Raw genomic sequence first — 17,954 nt, 5'->3', positions numbered from 1 at the left:
TAGTAATTATTGTATTTAATTAAATTTTATTTTTCTGAACCATTTATCATTTAATGATAAACTTAAAGAGATATTAAAAAACTCTTCTTTAACCAGCCCAAAATTTGTTGTTCCCCGTTGACCATACTCAAAACCTATATTAGTATTCGAGAATAATCTACCAACTGGTAGGCCTACTCCAAAAGATATGCCAAACTCATTAATCGAACCGTTATTAATATTTAATCCTGTCTCTTCATAACGAAATCCAGCACGGTATACCACCCTGCTAAAATAGCCTGTCAACGAATTATAATTAGGAATATAATACCCTCCTGCTTTGAATTTTGAAGCGTTCTCATATACAACATTATCCTGGCTAGATGTAAGATTAGTAAATTTTCCAGAATCCATGTATATATACTCTGCTCCTACAAACCATTTTTTGCGTTCCCCAATCCCGGCACCAAATTTAAATTCGGCGGGAAGATCTATTTCTTTATCTTCTACAGCAACATCTCGTCTTTCCACAACTCCTTCTCTACCACTATTATCGATAACAATCGTAGCGAGCTCTCTTGTACTATCTGTTGTTAATTCAAAAGAAGGTGTTGATACTGCAGAAGCAACTAATTCTAGTTTCTCTGTGATCATAGTTTTATATGTCACCCCAAAAGATAAACTAAAAGATGATAAATCTGAACTATTTATTTCTCTGGTATCAAATTGAACACCTGGTCTTCGTAATATTGTCTTATTTTCAATATTTCCAAAGTTATAATTTAAATCTATACCTATACTCAGATTCTTGTTAACTTTGAACCCTGTTGCCAAAAAGACCTTATTAAGCCCTCCACTTCCGGCAAATCGAAGTTCACTTCCATCATCTTTAACACTATTGAGTTCATATCCGACAGAGGTAAGAGGAATAACCCCAAAGCCAAAGCCAAATTTACCAGCAGGAATACCAATAGCCAAATAATCTAATGAGGCATTCTCTCCCGATGATGATTGATTGGTATTACTAATCTTATATCTACGATATGATGCTCCTACTGTATATGTTGTAAGTCTCAATTCTCCATAAGACGCGGGGTTTTGAAGGTTTACATGGATACTATCTGTATATATACTCAATCCCCCCATCGATCTGTTTTCTACTGTTCCTTTGAACTTCGGAATCCCTATCCCATAAAAAGAATACGGAGACGAAGTCCCTTCCTGAGCGTAAGATATTATGGTAACGTGTACCAATATGATCACTAAAATCTTCTTTATCATTTACTATTATTAAAAGCTAAAATGTGGTTTAATCCCTCCAACAAAAAATTAGAAGTGGCAAATATGCTATTTTTTAATCTTTTAGACAAAAAATGTGCATCTCCACCAGTTAAAATAACTGTTAAATCAGTATAAATGTTGCAATATTCTTCAATTACTCCATTAATTTCATGCAAAATTCCAAAAACTACTCCAGAATGTATTGCCTCTTCTGTACTGTTTCCTATATGATTTTTTGGATCAGTTACCTGTAACAATGGTAGTTTTGCCGTATAATTATGAAGACTCTCATATCTTAGCCGAACTCCTGGTCCAATTGCGCCACCAAGATACTCTTCTTTTTTGTTTTTGAAATCATATGTTATACAAGTTCCTGCATCAATTACCAATACATCCTTATTAGGAAATTGATTTACAGCTGCTGCCACCAAAGCCAATCGATCTATCCCTAGTGTAGATGGGGTCTCATACAGGTTCTTGAATGGCATTTCTACCAGGTGATCTAATATAAGCGTGTTATACAAATTTTTAATATATGTTATATGATTCTCTGCTATATTAGATACTGAAGAAAGGATAGCATCGGTGATCAAAGGGTATTCTTCTTTGATTTTTTGGATTGCCTCTTTAAAACGATGTTGTTCAATCTTATTTTTATAGATAATTTTTGATTCTTCAAAAATTCCTATTTTGGTATATGTATTCCCTACATCAATAATGAGATTCATACTTTATTTTGTAAGTCGCAAAAGTACAAAACGATTTTTTTAATTTTTTCTTTTGTGTATTAAAAAAAGCGTTCTATATTTGCATCCGCTTACAGCAAGGTGCCTTAGCTCAGTTGGTAGAGCAAAGGACTGAAAATCCTTGTGTCCCTGGTTCGATTCCTGGAGGCACCACCTTAAAAACCCGAACAAATGTTCGGGTTTTTTTTATTATATATCATTAAAAAACTACCCTATTCCTCTACGGGAACTGTTTTGGTTAGTTTGGTGAAACATTTCTTCGTATTGCAAAATCTTTCTGTGGCAGGTGGTATACTATCACCTCCCTTGATTGTATTTGCATTAGCCAATTTGGTAATTTTTATCTTTTCTAACTTAAATGATTTTATTTTCTTATTTGTTTTCATAACAATTTCGGTTTGTGTGTTCTTAATATTAAAAATATAGCTTTTAACTAACTCCTAATATGACATACTAGTTGATATTTATAAATTTAAGGTATAAAAACATTGAAGTAGACACTATAAGCCTTTACTTTATATCTCTAAATGTTTAATGAAGTAAGATGGATAAATGCCTGTTTTTTTATAGAACGCAGAAGAAAACGATTGTGCATTTTTAAACCCTACCTCTTCTGCAATAGCCTTAATCGTATAGGAACGTAATGATTTATTAGAGGCAAGTTCATCTACCGCAAAATCAATTCTTAAATTATTTAGATAATTTGCAAAGTTCACATTTTTATACACATTTATAATCTTTGATAAATACGCACTATTTGTATTTAACTCTTTGGCTAATGAATTAAGTGTATAATGTTTTTTAGAAAACTTAGTCGAGTTTTCAAAATTATGAAGTTTTTTTAATACAGTTTCTATAACATCTTTTGGGATATCTATATCTTGTTTTTTTGAAATATTAGCACTGATATCAACAAAATCTAGCAGATTACTTTCTTTGGTTTTTTGATCTTCAAGTAATCTTAAAAAACGCCTTTTGTTTACATAGCTTTTGCGAAAACCATATGTAGCAACTATGATCAAAATGACAAGAAACACTATTAGAATAGTTATGGTTTCTTCTTTTAAGAATTTATCGTGTTGCAACTGATCTATTAATTTTTCTTTTTCAGAAATCAATTCTACTGTATCATATCTTTCATTAATGTTTTTGGTTAGATAGATTTGATTAGCATGTCTAATACTGTCCAATCTTAATAGTGTATTGATGTATTCAATTTGCTTTTCAAGATTTTTTTTTGCTTTAGAATCAGCAATCAAATAATCATATGTATCTATTAATTCGGGAATAACATCTTCAGTTTCTTTGAGAATACGATCTACATTTTTAAAATATTGCATACTCTGCTCTACCTTACCCTGATCCTGGTATGAACGGGCAATATAATAATCACAGATAGCAATTCTTGTCTTTACCTCATCAGATTTTTGTATTAGGTTTTTTCCTTTTTCAAGGCTGTCAATTGCTTGATTATAGTTTTTAGAGAAATATTTATACATCCCCGAATACACAACAAAATTAGAATATATAGATATATCATTTGTTTTTAATGCTTCTTGAATCCCTTTATCAATATAATCTTCGGCTAGATTAAATTGATTACTATAAATGTATGAATCAGTGAGAGCAAACAGCACTCTATTGTAAAGGTTTGAGGTTTTAAGTTTAGGGTTTTGATCTAAAAAATTTAAATACTCCAAAAAAATAGCTTGTGCTTCTTCTCTTTCTCCTGCAGTATTTTTTAATAATCCTATATTAAATTTCAACTTAAGGTATAGCAGTTCATTGCCGTTTTCTTTTGCAGATTTTGATGCTATTAGATAAAATTCTAAAGCCTCTTTGTAATTTCCTTCTTCATAACGCACATTACCTTTACGCAAATAACCCAAAGCCGGGTATCTTTCATAACTTTTACCTTTGGTAATTACAATAAGACTATCGGCATAGCGTAATTGATTAGAACGGTTAAATTTGGATAAAAAATAATACGCGTTAGCCATACGTAGTGTATCTAATCGATATCTGGCTTTATCAAGAGAGGCCTGTGCTACTTCTAATTTTAAGGAATCTTCTGGTTGCGCCGCTATTACCTCTTTTAATTCATTAAAATCTAATAAATCCTGAGCACTATTAGAACTCTTAGTTTGTCCTCGTAATGGTTGCACAAAAACAAATAAAATTAGCAGGTAACCTAAAAACGAATACTTCCTGATCATTAAAGTGATTTTTATAGTCCTTGAAATCTGCTTAACAGCATTCAAAAATCATATCTTTTAATTAAATATATAAGTAAATGATATTAAAAAATAGTAAGGAATAAAACTATCAAAAAAATATTGTGAATATTTCATTCAATCTATAAAACTAACTATTATCAATGCATAATTTGGTATATAACAGCAAAAATTAAACCATGCGACATGTACAAATTATTGGTTTAAATTTATAAATATCAAGAATATTACTTTGTATTTCTTGTATCCATCTTCATATTTTTGAATTCTGTAGGGGATGAAATATGTACCAACCATAAAATTAATTCATCAAATACTAATTTTTAAAACTCTTAAAGCCATGAAAAAAACCAAATTCTTAGTTTCAATTTTAAATTTGATTTTTGCAATATGTCTATTATTGACTTCTTGTGAATCAGAAGGTGAAGATGTACCTCTGGAGCAAGTTTCTAATCAAACCGAAGGCAATATCAACACAAAATCAAGGGCTTTAAGTTCTCAAAACGTGTATCGATATTATAGCGGAGGATCTGCATCTCTTCATACATATAAAACACAAGGAGGCCAAGGCATTGGAATAGGGAGCAGAGAAGGAGTTTCTTTTAGAACCGATGTAGCCAGATCTCGCCGAGAAATCGATTTTAATACACATAACGAATTATACTTTTTATTACATCCAAGAAAAATAGATTTTGTACTAACAACTAGCCCTACTGAAATTTTAACTTTAATCAGTAAAGGCTGGAAAGATGTTTCCAGGCTTGTTTTAATACATAAAAAACCCGGTAATGGAAGAAAAAAGCTATATCGCTTTTATCATACCAGAAATTCTGATCATCTATATACCAAAAATTATTCTGAAGGTATTAACGCCGGATATAAATATGAAGGAGTAACTGGCTGGGTGTATTAAGAAAATAATCTATAAGAAAAAGGTGCCTTCAAAAAATCATCTGAGTTTGTGAGGAAAAATATATTGATATTTATCTGAAGGAGTTACACCACAAAAAACCTGAACAAATGTTTAGGTTTTTTGTTTTTATAAGATTCTAAAAATAATATCTCTTTTTTATACCAAAAACTATAAGATTTCTAGCATTTTAAATTCACCCTGATACCTTTATCGTCTCTGTAAGGATATAACCATCGGTTGTATTTCCTGTTACAGAATTCGCTATACTACGATTAATATCACCCGAAAATATACCATCCTGGGTATTTGAAGTATCAAAATCTCCTTTATAATTCGTAGTAGCATAAACTGCTTTAGAAATATTTTCTGGAAAAGCAACTTGAGTAATAAGCAATGATTCTCCTGATGATTTCAAAATTTCTAAGTGAAGATGGGGAGCTCTACCAGGATACCATCCTGGATATATACTTATAAACGAAGCATTACCATTGGCATCTGTGGTTTGCCTTCCTCTTAGAAATTTTTGACTCGTAAAATCCCCATCTAACTGACCAGAATATTCAGAATAGTTTCCCTTTGCATCGCATTGCCAAATATCCACAAAAACACCTGCTAATGGCCCACAATTATTATTTACATTTTGCACCTGTATTGTTATTTTTAATGGAATCCCTGTACGATCACCAATTATATTTTCTTTTACCAAATCTGTCGGTGTTTTTATTGGAAATGGCCCTGCTGTCTCGACTGGAGAAATGACACATGAACCAGCATCTACAGTATTTCCTGAGTCATCATCATTCTTACTACATGATGTTATTAACGTTGGGATTGCTATAATAGAGCCTATTCCTGCCATCCCATTTTTTAAAAATTTCTTTCTATCCATCATATTTATAATTTGTGGTTGCAGGGGCGTGATCACATTACTACAACACAGAAACGCCCCACAACACTTTATTAATCAATATTTTCTATTACAACATTTATACGAATATCATCTCTTGCTATTACCTCTTCTACAATATACATATCGAGTTTTCTACAGAAGAATATCTATTCTCACAAAAAACTAAAATACATTTAGATGTTATATATAAACAACAATCAAAATATACTTTACCCTATTTTATTATCTTTTATAAGTACCATCTGGCAATTTTGCAGGCATTTTATATGCTGAATTCGTAAATATTGCCCAGGCTTTTGTATCGATTGCCTCTACTTTGGCTCTAGTGTTTAATTTCCACTCGTTATCAATTTCACCTAGTCTATTTTCCTGAGCACCGAGCATAGAACTCATTATCCAATATAAATATTCTCCAACCTGGCAATTGTAATCGCAAGTAATATCATCATAAGTATACCAGGCATTAGCTGGGTAATTTTCTGGAGGGGATTGAAAGTTTCCTCCACGAGCAGCATCCATTGCTTTACTGATTTCTGATCCAGATTGAGAACTAAAAATACCTGGATAAGCTCTTTCATGCCCCCCCATTAGCAACAATATGCCACACTTCTTCTAAAGCAGCATCAAATGATCCTGTATGCCCATTTGTATGCCATGTTGGTACGGTCTCATCTGCTCCTAAATCTTGCCCAACTTCAAATCCAGCAGGGGGATTAAAATTATCTCTATCTGCTTCTGTTTTCCACATAAACAAAAAAGCTTTGTTAGATTTCATCGAATTGTGAATCGTTGTATTGTCAATCGAACCATCTTCGTCATTATCTAAATACTGAGCCATTAAATTAGCAGCATGCAATAGTTTAGTATCTTCTACTGCAGCTGCAGCATAAATTGGAATATCAAAGACCATAACTTTTCTGTTAAATGAATCAAATCCAGCATCTGTATTTTTTACAATCTTGAAATTAGGATCATCACCTGGATTAACTGTTCCTGTTGTTGGCATTATTGCGGAATCATCATCATTTGAGCAGGCTACACAATTTAAAATAGCGCAGGCTACCACCAATATATTTAATACTTTAAAATGATTTTTCATACTTTGTTATTTTGTTACTTTATATTGGGTTATCTCTTCTTCTGTCATCCAGTGTACGCTTTCTGCCGGAGCGGCTTTAATAGTGAAATAATAAAAATCTTCTGCTTCTTTCTGCGTAAATCCTACCGACTTATAATAATTGATATATGGTAAATGCACAGCATGACCTACGGGATATGAAGTAGCGATTGGTTGTCCGGGAGCAGCTCCCCAGGAATGTACTCCGATACGACTTCCTTGTTCACGTGTTCTTTTTACTCCTCCGACATACATATCTACCGCTCCAGAAGCAATGACCGAACGAGCAGATAAATGAAATTCTACACCACTATCATGCATTTTTTTGGAAACGATCAAATTAGCATCATCATCTTCAGAACCAGGACAATCCAACATATTTACCCTTTTCAGCTTGGGATATTTTGCCAATAGGTTATTAAAATGAGTTGGGGTGTTACTCGTAATTGTACCATTCATTTCTGCGGTCGTATCATTTATTGATTTAAAGATTCCAAAATCACTTTGTGCTACATTGTTATCATCATCATTATTGCAAGCCAAAAAACTTATTGAGATTAAAAACAGGATGATGAATTGATTTCTTTTCATTTTCATAATTCTAAGATTTTATTGTTTATATATACAACATTTAAATGCCGACAGACCCTAAAAATTATTCCACATAACAAGTCCGAATGCTACTATCCGTACTTTTTTTTAAATTACTACTAGGTTGATTTATAGCACTTACCGCATTCACAGTAAAATTGCCGAGAACAACCTTATTTTAAGCTTAAATTCGTGATATTTCCTGAGAGATTTACAGGTGAGATAGTAAACAATTTCCTTGGCGCAACTGGTAATACAAAGAATAAACAAACCCTTGTGAATAATTATTCACAAGGGTTCCTATCATAAAAAATCAATCATCAATTGTGAAATAATCACATTTCACTTTTTTTATAATCCTGCCATTTATTGTTTAGAAGTACTTATTTCTTTAACGATGTCTTTGGTTGTAAAAACATGACTAGCTATCATTTGAAAGTTTACTACTGCTGCCTCATAAGCATTTAGACCTGGTAAAATAGCTCCTGCGGTTGCATCTTTTACTACAGCAACATCAAAACCAGATTCAATAAGATCTCTCATATGGGATTCTGTACAAAGGTTTGCAGACATACCTGCCAATATTACTTTACTATACCCATGTTTGCGTAATTGTAAAGCCAAATCGTTGGATTCTGGCCCATACACTTTGTGAGGACTTGTTACAATTACATTATCCTTTTTAATATATTTTTTGTACTTGTCTAACCAATCTGCTCCAGAACCTTCAAAACCCTCTGTAGATAATGCATCTTTTCTATCAAACATATTAATTTTATGCATTAATGCTTCTAATGCTCCTTCTATTTTCCAGGTATGATCATGAGGATAATAATAATGTGGAGAGACAAAAACTGTAATATTCTTTTGCTGCGCTACCTTAAATAATGCTTCGATATTATCAACAGTATTATTTGCAGTAACACTTTCTCCTACTACTCCCCAGGTTACACCATTAGGGCTTAAAAAATCGTTTTGAGGATCTGTAATTACGATTGCTGTATTTTGATCTACAGTAAATCCGGGATCAGGTAATTGTGCATACACACTTGTTAGACCTGATATGATTAAAGTTAATGTTATTACTAAATTTTTCATTGTCTTATTCTTTAGATTAATACTCAATTTGACAATGCAAAGATGGTGTAGAGAAGTAAGTTCTTGTTAGGTAACTATTCCCGAAGTGTTGGCAATTTTTCCTAGCTTACTTTTTCTTTAAATTCTGAAGGAGAACTCCCTTCCTGGTTTTTAAAAAATCTACTGAATGCCTGTACGTCCTCATATCCGATTTCATAAGCTATTTCTTTTATCTGCATATTTGTATAATGCAAAAGTCTTCTCGCTTCCAGCATTTTTCGATCTTGTATATATTGTAAGGGCGTTTTGGAGCCCATCTTTGAAAAAATATTAGACAATGTCTTTGGAGATTTGTATAACAACTCGGCATACTCAGATACATGATGCTTTGTCTTGAAGTGTTGTTCTACCAAAAAATTAAACTCTCTTACAATATCAGAATCCTCTTTTTCATTGGGGAAATTCTCTTTTAACTTATAAATTCTGGCACATAGAATCAAATATCGTTTAAGCATCATTTGCAACATCTCTATTTGCAAACTATCATTAGATTGCATCTCTATGGTAAACATTTTCCATAACGTCTCGAATTTATCTAGTTCTTCTTCCGGAATTTGAATGATTGGTAATTGTGATGCTCCAAAGAATAAGATGCCTTTACAGCCTACTTCGGTATCATGATCAAGAATACAATAGAAAGGTCTATTAAATCTTAAAAACCTAATACAATCAATATTTTTGATTATAACATTATGAAACTCTGTCAAGAAAACAATTTCATTCTTAGAGAATGCTTGCTTCTTTCCATCAATTATGAGTTCATTTTGATCAGATTCAAACCATAGAATAGTCAAACTACTTTCTATAGTTTCATTTAGTATTTTACTATTTTGACTATTGATTGTCTCTAATTGAAGATACTCCTTTATGTTTCCTAAAAATATCATATAAAGTATAGTTATGGTAATTCTGTTTCTTTTGTACCTTCTCGAATAAATGAATTAGTAAATTCTGATTCTTTTTTTTCTTTTTTAGTAAACAAATATATCCAAAATATTCTGGCATATTTATAGTTTGTAGTACTCAATAATACGGCGCTGATAGATAAAATAATAAAGAAGTGAATTGGTTTTACTATAAAAAAACTACTTAACAAATAAATTACAATTCCTTCAGCCACAGTTAGACCATAACTCACATACATTGCCCCATAAAAGTAACCTGGTTCAATCAAAAATTTATGATTACAATGTGGACATTTCTCATTCATTTTAGGCAATTGCAATGCAAACACCCCTCTTTTTTTAATAAAAATATCTCCTTCTTCACACTTTGAACATTTTCCCTTTAAGATATTTACCACAGTTTTCATAAAACTACTATTTTTACTGCAAAATATAGATATTTTAGCATTTGTATATTTTATTATTTACACTTTTATTTGTATAATTAAGACATTATTGATATATGACGAATCTTCCTATTTTAGATATTACACAATTTCACGATACCGGAAGCATTGAAAATTTTTATGCAAATGACTTTACAACTCATTTATTAAATAATCGAGATATAATATCACATCCACACAAGCATAATTTCTATCTTTCTGTTTTGTTTATTGAAGGAACAGGGGTTCACGAAATTGATTTTGAATCCTATCAAATTAAACCCGGTAGTGTTTTTCTTTTAAGGCCTGGTCAGACACATTTTTGGAAATTTACTACAAAAGGCAAGGGGTATATTATTTTTCATTCTAAAGAATTTTACGAAGCAATATGCCAGAATAAAAATCTCTCTATATTTCCGTTTTTTTTCTCAAATCAAAACTCCCCCTGTATCTATCTGGATAAAAACACACAGGCACTGATTGAGCCTCTTTTTGTTTCTATTTTAAATGAATCTCGATCTAACGCATTATTAAAAAAACAGAAATTAGTTAATCTTATTGATCTAATTTATATAGAATTATCACGTCTTGTTCTAAAAGATAATTTGGAAGATCTGATAAACTCTAAAAACCTTACGATGAAACTACATAAGTTTGAGCAATTGATTGAAGAAAAATATAAGAGGCAAAAATCTGCTATTGTATATGCAGAAACTATGAATATAAGTGTAAAGCATCTAAATCGAATATGTAAAGAGACCGTCGGAAAAACGACAACAGATCTTATTTTAGAAAGAGTTATTCTGGAAGCTAAAAGACAAATTTTATATTCTGAAAATAATTTAACAGAAATCGCCTGGGATTTAGGATATGATGATTATTCTCATTTTTCAAAATTATTTAAACAAAAAAGCGGTATGTCTCCTTCTCAATTTCAAAAAATGTATCTGCAAAAAATTTAATTTTTTATCCTTGCATCACAACTCTTTTTTTGTTTAAATAGCTCTGGTCATATGATTTATTATGAATAAGTTACTATTTTTGCATAGCAAATTTCTACTATGACGCACACTAAAATACTGCTAATCTGCATTTTACTCGTTTCTACTTTCACAATTCATTCTCAGGATTCTCACGATGTGCAAGATTCTCAAAATGTTAGTGATACACTAGACACTCAACATAAAATGACCACCTGGCAAATGATAAAGCATGATGGTGTGTCTGTTTATGGTGGTGTAAAACATGTTTATACAAGTCCATTAAGGTGGAAAGAAAAAGACTGGCTAACCTTTGGTGGAGTTATCGCCGGGAATGCTATTCTTTTGGCAGTAGAAGAGCCTGCCGATAAGGTATTCACAAAACAAGGAGATGGGGTTCCTGATCTTATAAAAGAAGCTGGTTTTAGATTTGGAAAACCTATATTAAACTATGGTTTAACAACTAGCGTTTATACTTTAGGGCTTATTACAAAAAATGAAAAAATCAGACGAACTGGCGTTCTTCTTATTGCATCTGCAACTGCAGGAGGACTTCTTCAAACATTAGGTAAAACTGCTGTGGGTCGTGCACGACCACTAGAAGGCAAAGGGAACTTAAGTTTCCGTTTTTGGTCTAATGAAGCTGGACATCACTCCTTTCCCTCTGGACATGCAATTTTGGCGTTTACTACAGCACATGCATTTGCTAAACAATTTGATAACTTATTTGTGAAGGGTGGAATTTATGCTCTAGGCCTGATCACTCCAGTTTCGCGATTGTGGGATGGTGCACATTGGTTGACCGACGTAACACTTGGGTTAGTAATGAGTGTATTTATTGTTGACAGTGTTGATAATTATCTAAAGAAGGATAAACGTTATGCTTTTGGCTCTAAAAAACACAAAATCCGATGGAATTTACGAATAGGTGCCAGACAAATTGGAGTGGTTGGCAGGTTTTAACCCATTTTATTCAAATTCTTTTTCATAGTATGTAACAGCATCTTGAAGCAGTAAGTCCAGATATATGTTTTCGGTTTCAAGACGAATTTTATCCCAATTTAGGTATTTGATAAGATCTTCCTGAATCAATATTCTATATCTATGAACGCTATTAATATCAAAATAGAGTCTTCCTGTTCTTCTCACAAAGAAATCTGCTAAGCTATTAGTCATTTCGTAATGCACACAATACCATAGCTCTGCCCGTATCAATCGTTCTGCTACCTCATCATTAAGAAAATAATTTACTTTACCAATAATGATATCTGCTTGTTTACCATAAGTCGAAGTAAGGTACCAACCATAATAGGGATCCTCTATTTTTAAAGCTTTGAGTTGTTTAGTAATCTTATGCTGGTATGCATGTACTTCTTCGGTATCTTTAAGAGGTGTACTGGTTAGCGGTATTTTCTGGGTATGTGATTCGGAAAACTTACTGCTCGTTTTATCACTCATGGTTTTAAGTACGGTATCGATTACGCGTTGTGCCATTTTACGATATCCGGTAAGTTTTCCTCCTGCTATAGAAATCAATCCTGTTTTTGACACAAAGATTTCGTCTTTTCTAGATAATTCTGATGGGTCTTTACCATCCTCATGAATCAAAGGTCGTATTCCTGCCCAATTCGACTCAATATCATCCTTGGTAAGTTTTAAACCGGGAAACATATGATTTACAGCTTTCAGCAAATATCCTGCATCTTCTTTTGTAGCAACTACCCGATTAAGATTCGCATTATAATTTGTATCTGTAGTTCCTACATAAGTTGCTCTTCCTCTGGGAATAGCAAAAATCATCCTTCCGTCTGAGACATCAAAGTAAATAGATTGTGTAAGAGGAAACCGCTCTCTTGAGAAAACAAGATGTACACCTTTGGTTAAATGCAAATGCTTACTACTCATCGAGTGATCTTTTTCTCGCAGCAAATCTACCCAAGGCCCTGCTGCCGAAACATAATTCCCGGATCGAATTGAAAAACTTTTCTTCGTATTATGATCTATGCATTTTAGACTTCTAATCTTACCTTCTTCATCATAATTAAAAGAAGTCATTTCACAATAATTGATACTATTAGCACCAAAAGAAGCTGCTTTTTTTAGTAACTCTATAGTAAGTCTTGCATCATCTGTCCTATATTCTGCGTAATACCCTCCTCCTGTAAGTCCTTCTTTACTAAGTAAAGGTTCTTTATTTAATGTTTCTTGTGCGCTAAGCATTTTTCGTTTATCATCACCTTCTACATTAGCCAAAAAATCATAGATTTTTAATCCTATGGATGCCATAAACTTACCATACGTGCCCCCTTCGATAATAGGAAGCAGCATTTTTTCTGGCATTACCAAATGTGGGGCTAATTTATGTACCGTTGCCCGTTCACTTCCTGATTCTTTAACCAGGCCTATTTCCATTTGTTTTAGATATCTAAGTCCTCCATGAATAAGTTTAGTAGATTTATTACTGGTACCAGAGGCAAAATCATTTTTCTCTACCAGACACACCTTTAAACCTCTAGAAGCAGCATCTAGAACAGTTCCTGCTCCAGTAACTCCTCCTCCGATCACAACAAGATCATAAGTTTCGTTTTTTGCACTTTGTAACTGTGCATCACGATCCAAAACCGAAAACCTAATCGGATTTTCTTCTTTTGTAGTACCCTTATCTTTATTCACTATAATTATTTAGATGTTTACCTCGGCTTGTATTTTAATAGGTAGAATCTCTTAATATTAAGGATGTTTTGACAATCTCGGTATTTGTCTTATAATTTTCAACAAAATCATCTAGTTGGCTTACTAAAATCTGAGCAGCTTTTACTCCTAAATCCTCGGCATGTTGAGAAACGGTAGTAAGTTTTGGGTACGAATATTTAGATAACAAACCATCGGTAAATCCAATAACCGAAATATCTTCAGGAATTTTATATCCTAATTTATGTGACATATTTATGGTGATCGCAGCAGCTGTTTCATCTAATCCAAGAACCGCATCAATATCATTATTTTTAAGGAATTTCTCTATTTCATATTCATTAGTATTAGAATCCTTCACTACCAATTCTATTAGGGATACTTCATCATTGGCACCTACAGCTTCTTTTGCCCCTTCTAAACGTAACTTAGCTACGCTAAGGCCGCCAATTGTTGTAATTACGGCTATCTTTTTACAACCAGTATCAATAAGATATTTCGCCGCTGTTTTTGAAGCCTGTTTATCATCAACAATCACTTTATCACATTCGATCTCTTCTGTCACTCTATCAAACATTACTAAGGGTACATTATCCCTTTTTAGTTCTTTAAAATGTTCGAATTCATTGAGAACTTGTGTTTCATGACTTAGTGATACTATAAAACCATCGACACTACTATAGTTTAACATCTCTACATATTCTACTTCTTTTTTATAAGATTCATTTGTAATGCAAGTCACAATTTTATATCCATTTTCTGAAGCTTCCTGTTCAATTCCGTATAGGACTTTTGCAAAAAAATGATTGAGAATTTCGGGTAATATCACTCCAATAGTTTTGGTCTTATTACTTTTTAAACTTACTGCCAGTGCATTTGGTTTATAATTATAAAAGTCAGCAAGTTCATGTACTCGAGTAATTGTCTTTTGACTGATCTCTGAGTCGTTTTTTAACGATTTTGAAACTGTAGAAATAGAAAGGTTTAATTCTCTGGCAAGTTGTTTTAGGGTTACTTTTTTCCTCATAGCTTCAATTTTGGCTTCATAGTATTAAAAGAAGAACTGTCGAACTTCAACGCCTAAATTAAGCTTTTTTCTTAACGTAATATTAATATCGTAATTAGTTTGTAGTGTAATTCCTATATTTTTGCCAAAAAAATAGTTCATTTATTAATTAGGGTTTTTTATCTTACATATCTTTAAGAATTCACATACTTTTTAAAGAAATAAATAATTTCTAATGTAAGTATATCTATACCATTAACGACATAACATTACATGTCTGTAACTCAAAAAAAACAATCCCATATGTCAAAAACATATTATGACCCTGCCGACTTAAGAAAATTTGGAAAAATCACTGAATGGAGTGAAGAATTAGGTACCAAATTCTTTGATTACTACGGTAAGGTTTTTGAAGAAGGAGCACTAAGTGCCCGAGAAAAATCATTAATTGCACTTGCTGTTTCTCATGTTGTGAAATGCCCTTACTGTATCGATGCTTATACTAAAGACGGGCTACAACGAGGGATTACAAAAGAAGAGATGATGGAGGCGGTACATGCTGGTGCTGCTATAGAAAGTGGTGCCACTTTGGTTCATGGAGTACAGATGATGAACAAATATGATAAGCTTTCTATGTAGATAGATTTGGTCTTACCAGGAACAAAAATTTATAAGCCACTTATCCTGGCTTGTTTTAAACTAAATGAAATCAAATTAGATTAGTCCCAAAAGAAATATAACCCAAGAACGGAAGATGTCAGAAGCTAAAACAAAACAATCTTTACATAAGCGCAATGATCAGTTAGCAAATGCCAACAGGCAATTAGAAATCTTGAATAATGGAATTTTTGCTAGTGGTGAACTCCCCAGATTTGCCGATAAAATATCAGAAATTGGTCATACTACTTTGCGCCCTAATACGCTTGAAGTTTTACAGATTAATGTGGGGTATATGTGCAATCAGGTTTGTGAGCATTGTCATGTAGATGCAGGCCCCGATCGTAAAGAAATTATGACCAGAGAAACCATGCAGCAATGCCTGGATGTTATTAAAAAAACTGGTGCGCATACCTTGGACCTAACAGGAGGAGCCCCAGAAATGAATCCTAACTTTAGATGGTTTGTAGAAGAAGCAAGTAAAGCAGGAATCAAAGATTTTATTGTACGTAGTAATCTTACTATTATTAGAGCAAATAAAAAATACTATGACCTTCCTGATTTTTTCAAAAAACATAACGTACATGTAGTCTCTTCTATGCCTCACTGGACCAGAGGAAAAACAGATAAGCAACGTGGCAATGGTGTTTTTGATAAGTCTATAAAAGCTCTTCAGGAGCTTAATGACAGAGGGTATGGTATGCCTGGCAGTAGCTTAAGGTTAGATTTGGTATACAATCCTTCGGGAGCATTTTTACCAGGAGACCAAGGATCAATGGAGAAAGATTTTAAAAAGGCGTTGTTAGAAGATTTCAATATCCAATTCCATAATCTTTTTGCCATTACCAACTTACCTATCAGTAGGTTTTTGGATTACCTAATCGCTTCAGAAAATTATGAAGATTATATGTATGCTCTGGTAGAAGCATATAATCCTGATGCGGTAGCAAATATAATGTGTACTAATACCATCTCTGTAAGTTGGGATGGGTGGTTATATGATTGTGATTTTAATCAGATGCTAGATCTCAAAGTAGCAAGTAAAGTAAAACATATAAGTGAATATAACGAAGAATTACTTCAGGACAGAAATATTATCATTTCGCAACATTGTTATGGATGTACGGCAGGAGCAGGAAGTAGTTGCCAGGGAACAGTAGCTTAATATTTCTTGAGATTCTAAATGAAGATTTTTATACTTTCAATATCATTATTTTTTTCAATTATAGCTAGTGCTCAGAATTCATTAGATGAATTGCTACGTCAATACAATAACGAAAGTATTCCTTATATTTCGGTTTCAACATTAAAAGCCATTCAGGATACAGTACTAGTATTCGATGTAAGAGAGAAAAAAGAATATCAGATAAGTCATTTAAAAGAAGCAATTCATGTTGGGTATGATTATTTCAAAATAGAATCTATTACACAACAACATATCCCTAAAGATTCTCATATAGTCGTTTATTGCAGTATTGGCATTCGATCAGAAGATATCTCAGAACAGCTAAAAAATGCTGGATATATTAATGTTTATAATTTGTATGGTGGTATTTTTGAATGGAAAAATAAAGGCCTCCCTATTCTAAATTCTAAAGAAGAATTAACAGATGAAGTCCATACCTATTCTGAAGAATGGAGTAAATGGTTACATAAAGAAAAAAAAACTCCTTGAATTGAAAGAAAAAAATCTACTTCTAATCTTTACCCGAAATCCAGAATTGGGTAAATGTAAAACCAGACTGGCAGCCACTATTGGAGATCAGCCAGCTTTGGATATTTATAAATTCCTACTACAACATACAGTTGAAATTACTAAAAATGTAGAAGTTCATAAAGAAGTTCATTATTCTGTACAAATAAGAGATAACGACTCCTGGAATCCAGAGATTTATACCAAAAAGCAACAGGTTGGAGATGATTTGGGGCAGCGAATGGAGTATGCTTTTGCAGCAGGTTTTGCTAATGGATATCAAAATATTATCATTATCGGAAGTGATATGTACGATTTAACCCAAAAAGATATAGAAAATGCATTTCTGGCTTTGACATCTCATGAGTATGTAATTGGCCCTGCAGAAGATGGAGGATACTATTTATTTGGAATGAAATCCTTAAATTCACAAGTTTTTAAAAATAAAACCTGGGGAACAGAAACCGTTCTTAAGGATACACTAAACAATATTCAAAAAGAAAACCTAAAATTATTGGAAGAACGCAATGATATTGATTATTATGAAGATATTAAAGACATTGCTGTTTTTCAAAAATTTCTACCAATTTAATTTTTTGATGACGTATAATTAAATTGAATTATTTTTTCAAGATTAAGGCAAAATATTTTTGCATAGCCTTAGTTATGGTAAAATATTTTAACAAAAA

General features: G+C 32.5%; 20 protein-coding genes and 1 tRNA gene. 8 read left to right on the top strand and 13 right to left on the bottom strand.

The genetic code is table 11. From position 1 onward, the window contains the following. Nucleotides 1-15: 15 nt before the first annotated feature. A complete protein-coding gene (locus Z054_RS0119380; protein ID WP_024771697.1) occupies nucleotides 16-1,260 on the bottom strand; it encodes a porin family protein in 1,245 nt (414 codons plus the stop codon). Next, nucleotides 1,257-1,988, bottom strand: a complete 732-nt coding sequence (locus tag Z054_RS0119375) for a type III pantothenate kinase (protein WP_024771696.1) — start codon at nucleotides 1,986-1,988, stop codon at nucleotides 1,257-1,259. The genes Z054_RS0119380 and Z054_RS0119375 overlap by 4 nt, the downstream gene beginning before the upstream one ends. A 98-nt stretch (nucleotides 1,989-2,086) precedes the next feature. Here Z054_RS0119375 and Z054_RS0119370 point away from each other — a divergent pair. Next, nucleotides 2,087-2,159: transfer RNA gene (locus tag Z054_RS0119370), tRNA-Phe, on the top strand. Between the two features lie 59 nt (nucleotides 2,160-2,218). Here the strand turns inward: Z054_RS0119370 and Z054_RS31815 are convergent. Both Z054_RS31815 and Z054_RS0119360 read right to left on the bottom strand, forming a co-directional pair. Then, on the bottom strand, nucleotides 2,219-2,392 hold the full coding sequence (locus tag Z054_RS31815; RefSeq protein ID WP_161635313.1) for a hypothetical protein: 174 nt from the start codon (nucleotides 2,390-2,392) through the stop codon (nucleotides 2,219-2,221). Nucleotides 2,393-2,521: 129 nt separating this feature from the next. Next, entirely contained in the window at nucleotides 2,522-4,222 is a 1,701-nt protein-coding gene (locus tag Z054_RS0119360) for a helix-turn-helix transcriptional regulator (protein ID WP_035092745.1), read from the bottom strand. 358 nt (nucleotides 4,223-4,580) lie between these two features. Between Z054_RS0119360 and Z054_RS0119355 the strand changes: the two genes are divergently transcribed. After that, entirely contained in the window at nucleotides 4,581-5,153 is a 573-nt protein-coding gene (locus Z054_RS0119355) for a hypothetical protein (RefSeq protein ID WP_152538613.1), read from the top strand. Nucleotides 5,154-5,346: 193 nt separating this feature from the next. On the opposite strand, the gene Z054_RS0119350 is transcribed toward Z054_RS0119355, so the two are convergent. The 7 genes from Z054_RS0119350 to Z054_RS0119320 form a co-directional block, all read right to left on the bottom strand. Beyond that, entirely contained in the window at nucleotides 5,347-6,042 is a 696-nt protein-coding gene (locus Z054_RS0119350) for a dioxygenase family protein (protein ID WP_024771693.1), read from the bottom strand. Between the two features lie 243 nt (nucleotides 6,043-6,285). Beyond that, nucleotides 6,286-6,651 (bottom strand): hypothetical protein, encoded by a 366-nt coding sequence (locus Z054_RS0119345; RefSeq protein ID WP_024771692.1) that lies wholly within the window; start codon nucleotides 6,649-6,651, stop codon nucleotides 6,286-6,288. Next, a complete protein-coding gene (locus tag Z054_RS32160) occupies nucleotides 6,638-7,162 on the bottom strand; it encodes a hypothetical protein (protein ID WP_051473818.1) in 525 nt (174 codons plus the stop codon). Before Z054_RS32160 ends, Z054_RS0119345 begins: the two co-directional genes overlap by 14 nt. A 6-nt stretch (nucleotides 7,163-7,168) precedes the next feature. Beyond that, nucleotides 7,169-7,777, bottom strand: a complete 609-nt coding sequence (locus Z054_RS28870; protein WP_051473816.1) for a hypothetical protein — start codon at nucleotides 7,775-7,777, stop codon at nucleotides 7,169-7,171. A 360-nt stretch (nucleotides 7,778-8,137) separates the two neighbouring features. After that, the gene (locus Z054_RS0119330) at nucleotides 8,138-8,869 is read right to left on the bottom strand and encodes an isochorismatase family protein (protein WP_024771691.1); all 732 of its coding nucleotides are present in this window, start codon (nucleotides 8,867-8,869) and stop codon (nucleotides 8,138-8,140) included. A 101-nt stretch (nucleotides 8,870-8,970) separates the two neighbouring features. Next, nucleotides 8,971-9,795: a helix-turn-helix domain-containing protein gene (locus tag Z054_RS28865; protein ID WP_035092737.1), complete on the bottom strand. Its 825-nt coding sequence runs from the start codon at nucleotides 9,793-9,795 to the stop codon at nucleotides 8,971-8,973. Nucleotides 9,796-9,806: 11 nt separating this feature from the next. Further along, on the bottom strand, nucleotides 9,807-10,220 hold the full coding sequence (locus Z054_RS0119320) for a hypothetical protein (protein ID WP_024771690.1): 414 nt from the start codon (nucleotides 10,218-10,220) through the stop codon (nucleotides 9,807-9,809). Nucleotides 10,221-10,315: 95 nt separating this feature from the next. On the opposite strand from Z054_RS0119320, the gene Z054_RS0119315 reads away from it, so the two are divergent. Both Z054_RS0119315 and Z054_RS0119310 read left to right on the top strand, forming a co-directional pair. Continuing rightward, complete coding sequence (locus Z054_RS0119315) at nucleotides 10,316-11,200, top strand: AraC family transcriptional regulator (protein WP_024771689.1); 885 nt, start codon at nucleotides 10,316-10,318, stop codon at nucleotides 11,198-11,200. Between the two features lie 99 nt (nucleotides 11,201-11,299). Then, nucleotides 11,300-12,181, top strand: a complete 882-nt coding sequence (locus Z054_RS0119310) for a phosphatase PAP2 family protein (RefSeq protein WP_024771688.1) — start codon at nucleotides 11,300-11,302, stop codon at nucleotides 12,179-12,181. Between the two features lie 6 nt (nucleotides 12,182-12,187). Here the strand turns inward: Z054_RS0119310 and Z054_RS0119305 are convergent, their stop codons facing one another. Continuing rightward, nucleotides 12,188-13,891 (bottom strand): glycerol-3-phosphate dehydrogenase/oxidase, encoded by a 1,704-nt coding sequence (locus Z054_RS0119305; RefSeq protein ID WP_024771687.1) that lies wholly within the window; start codon nucleotides 13,889-13,891, stop codon nucleotides 12,188-12,190. 34 nt (nucleotides 13,892-13,925) lie between these two features. Then, entirely contained in the window at nucleotides 13,926-14,936 is a 1,011-nt protein-coding gene (locus Z054_RS0119300) for a LacI family DNA-binding transcriptional regulator (RefSeq protein ID WP_024771686.1), read from the bottom strand. A 282-nt stretch (nucleotides 14,937-15,218) separates the two neighbouring features. Between Z054_RS0119300 and Z054_RS0119295 the strand changes: the two genes are divergently transcribed. From Z054_RS0119295 to Z054_RS0119280, 4 genes are all read left to right on the top strand, one after another. Further along, nucleotides 15,219-15,554: an arsenosugar biosynthesis-associated peroxidase-like protein gene (locus tag Z054_RS0119295; protein ID WP_024771685.1), complete on the top strand. Its 336-nt coding sequence runs from the start codon at nucleotides 15,219-15,221 to the stop codon at nucleotides 15,552-15,554. A 115-nt stretch (nucleotides 15,555-15,669) separates the two neighbouring features. Next, nucleotides 15,670-16,737 carry an arsenosugar biosynthesis radical SAM (seleno)protein ArsS gene (gene arsS, locus Z054_RS0119290; RefSeq protein ID WP_024771684.1) on the top strand — a complete coding sequence of 356 codons (1,068 nt, stop codon included), beginning with the start codon at nucleotides 15,670-15,672 and terminating at the stop codon, nucleotides 16,735-16,737. 18 nt (nucleotides 16,738-16,755) lie between these two features. Next, a complete protein-coding gene (locus Z054_RS0119285; protein WP_024771683.1) occupies nucleotides 16,756-17,247 on the top strand; it encodes a rhodanese-like domain-containing protein in 492 nt (163 codons plus the stop codon). 1 nt (nucleotide 17,248) lies between these two features. Then, nucleotides 17,249-17,857 (top strand): TIGR04282 family arsenosugar biosynthesis glycosyltransferase, encoded by a 609-nt coding sequence (locus tag Z054_RS0119280; RefSeq protein WP_024771682.1) that lies wholly within the window; start codon nucleotides 17,249-17,251, stop codon nucleotides 17,855-17,857. Nucleotides 17,858-17,954 lie beyond the last annotated feature (97 nt).

The organism is Aquimarina macrocephali JAMB N27 (assembly GCF_000520995.1).
Lineage (GTDB): Bacteria > Bacteroidota > Bacteroidia > Flavobacteriales > Flavobacteriaceae > Aquimarina > Aquimarina macrocephali.
The sequence above is the reverse complement of the archived record's forward strand: the minus strand, read 5'-3'. Positions and strand labels throughout refer to the sequence as shown.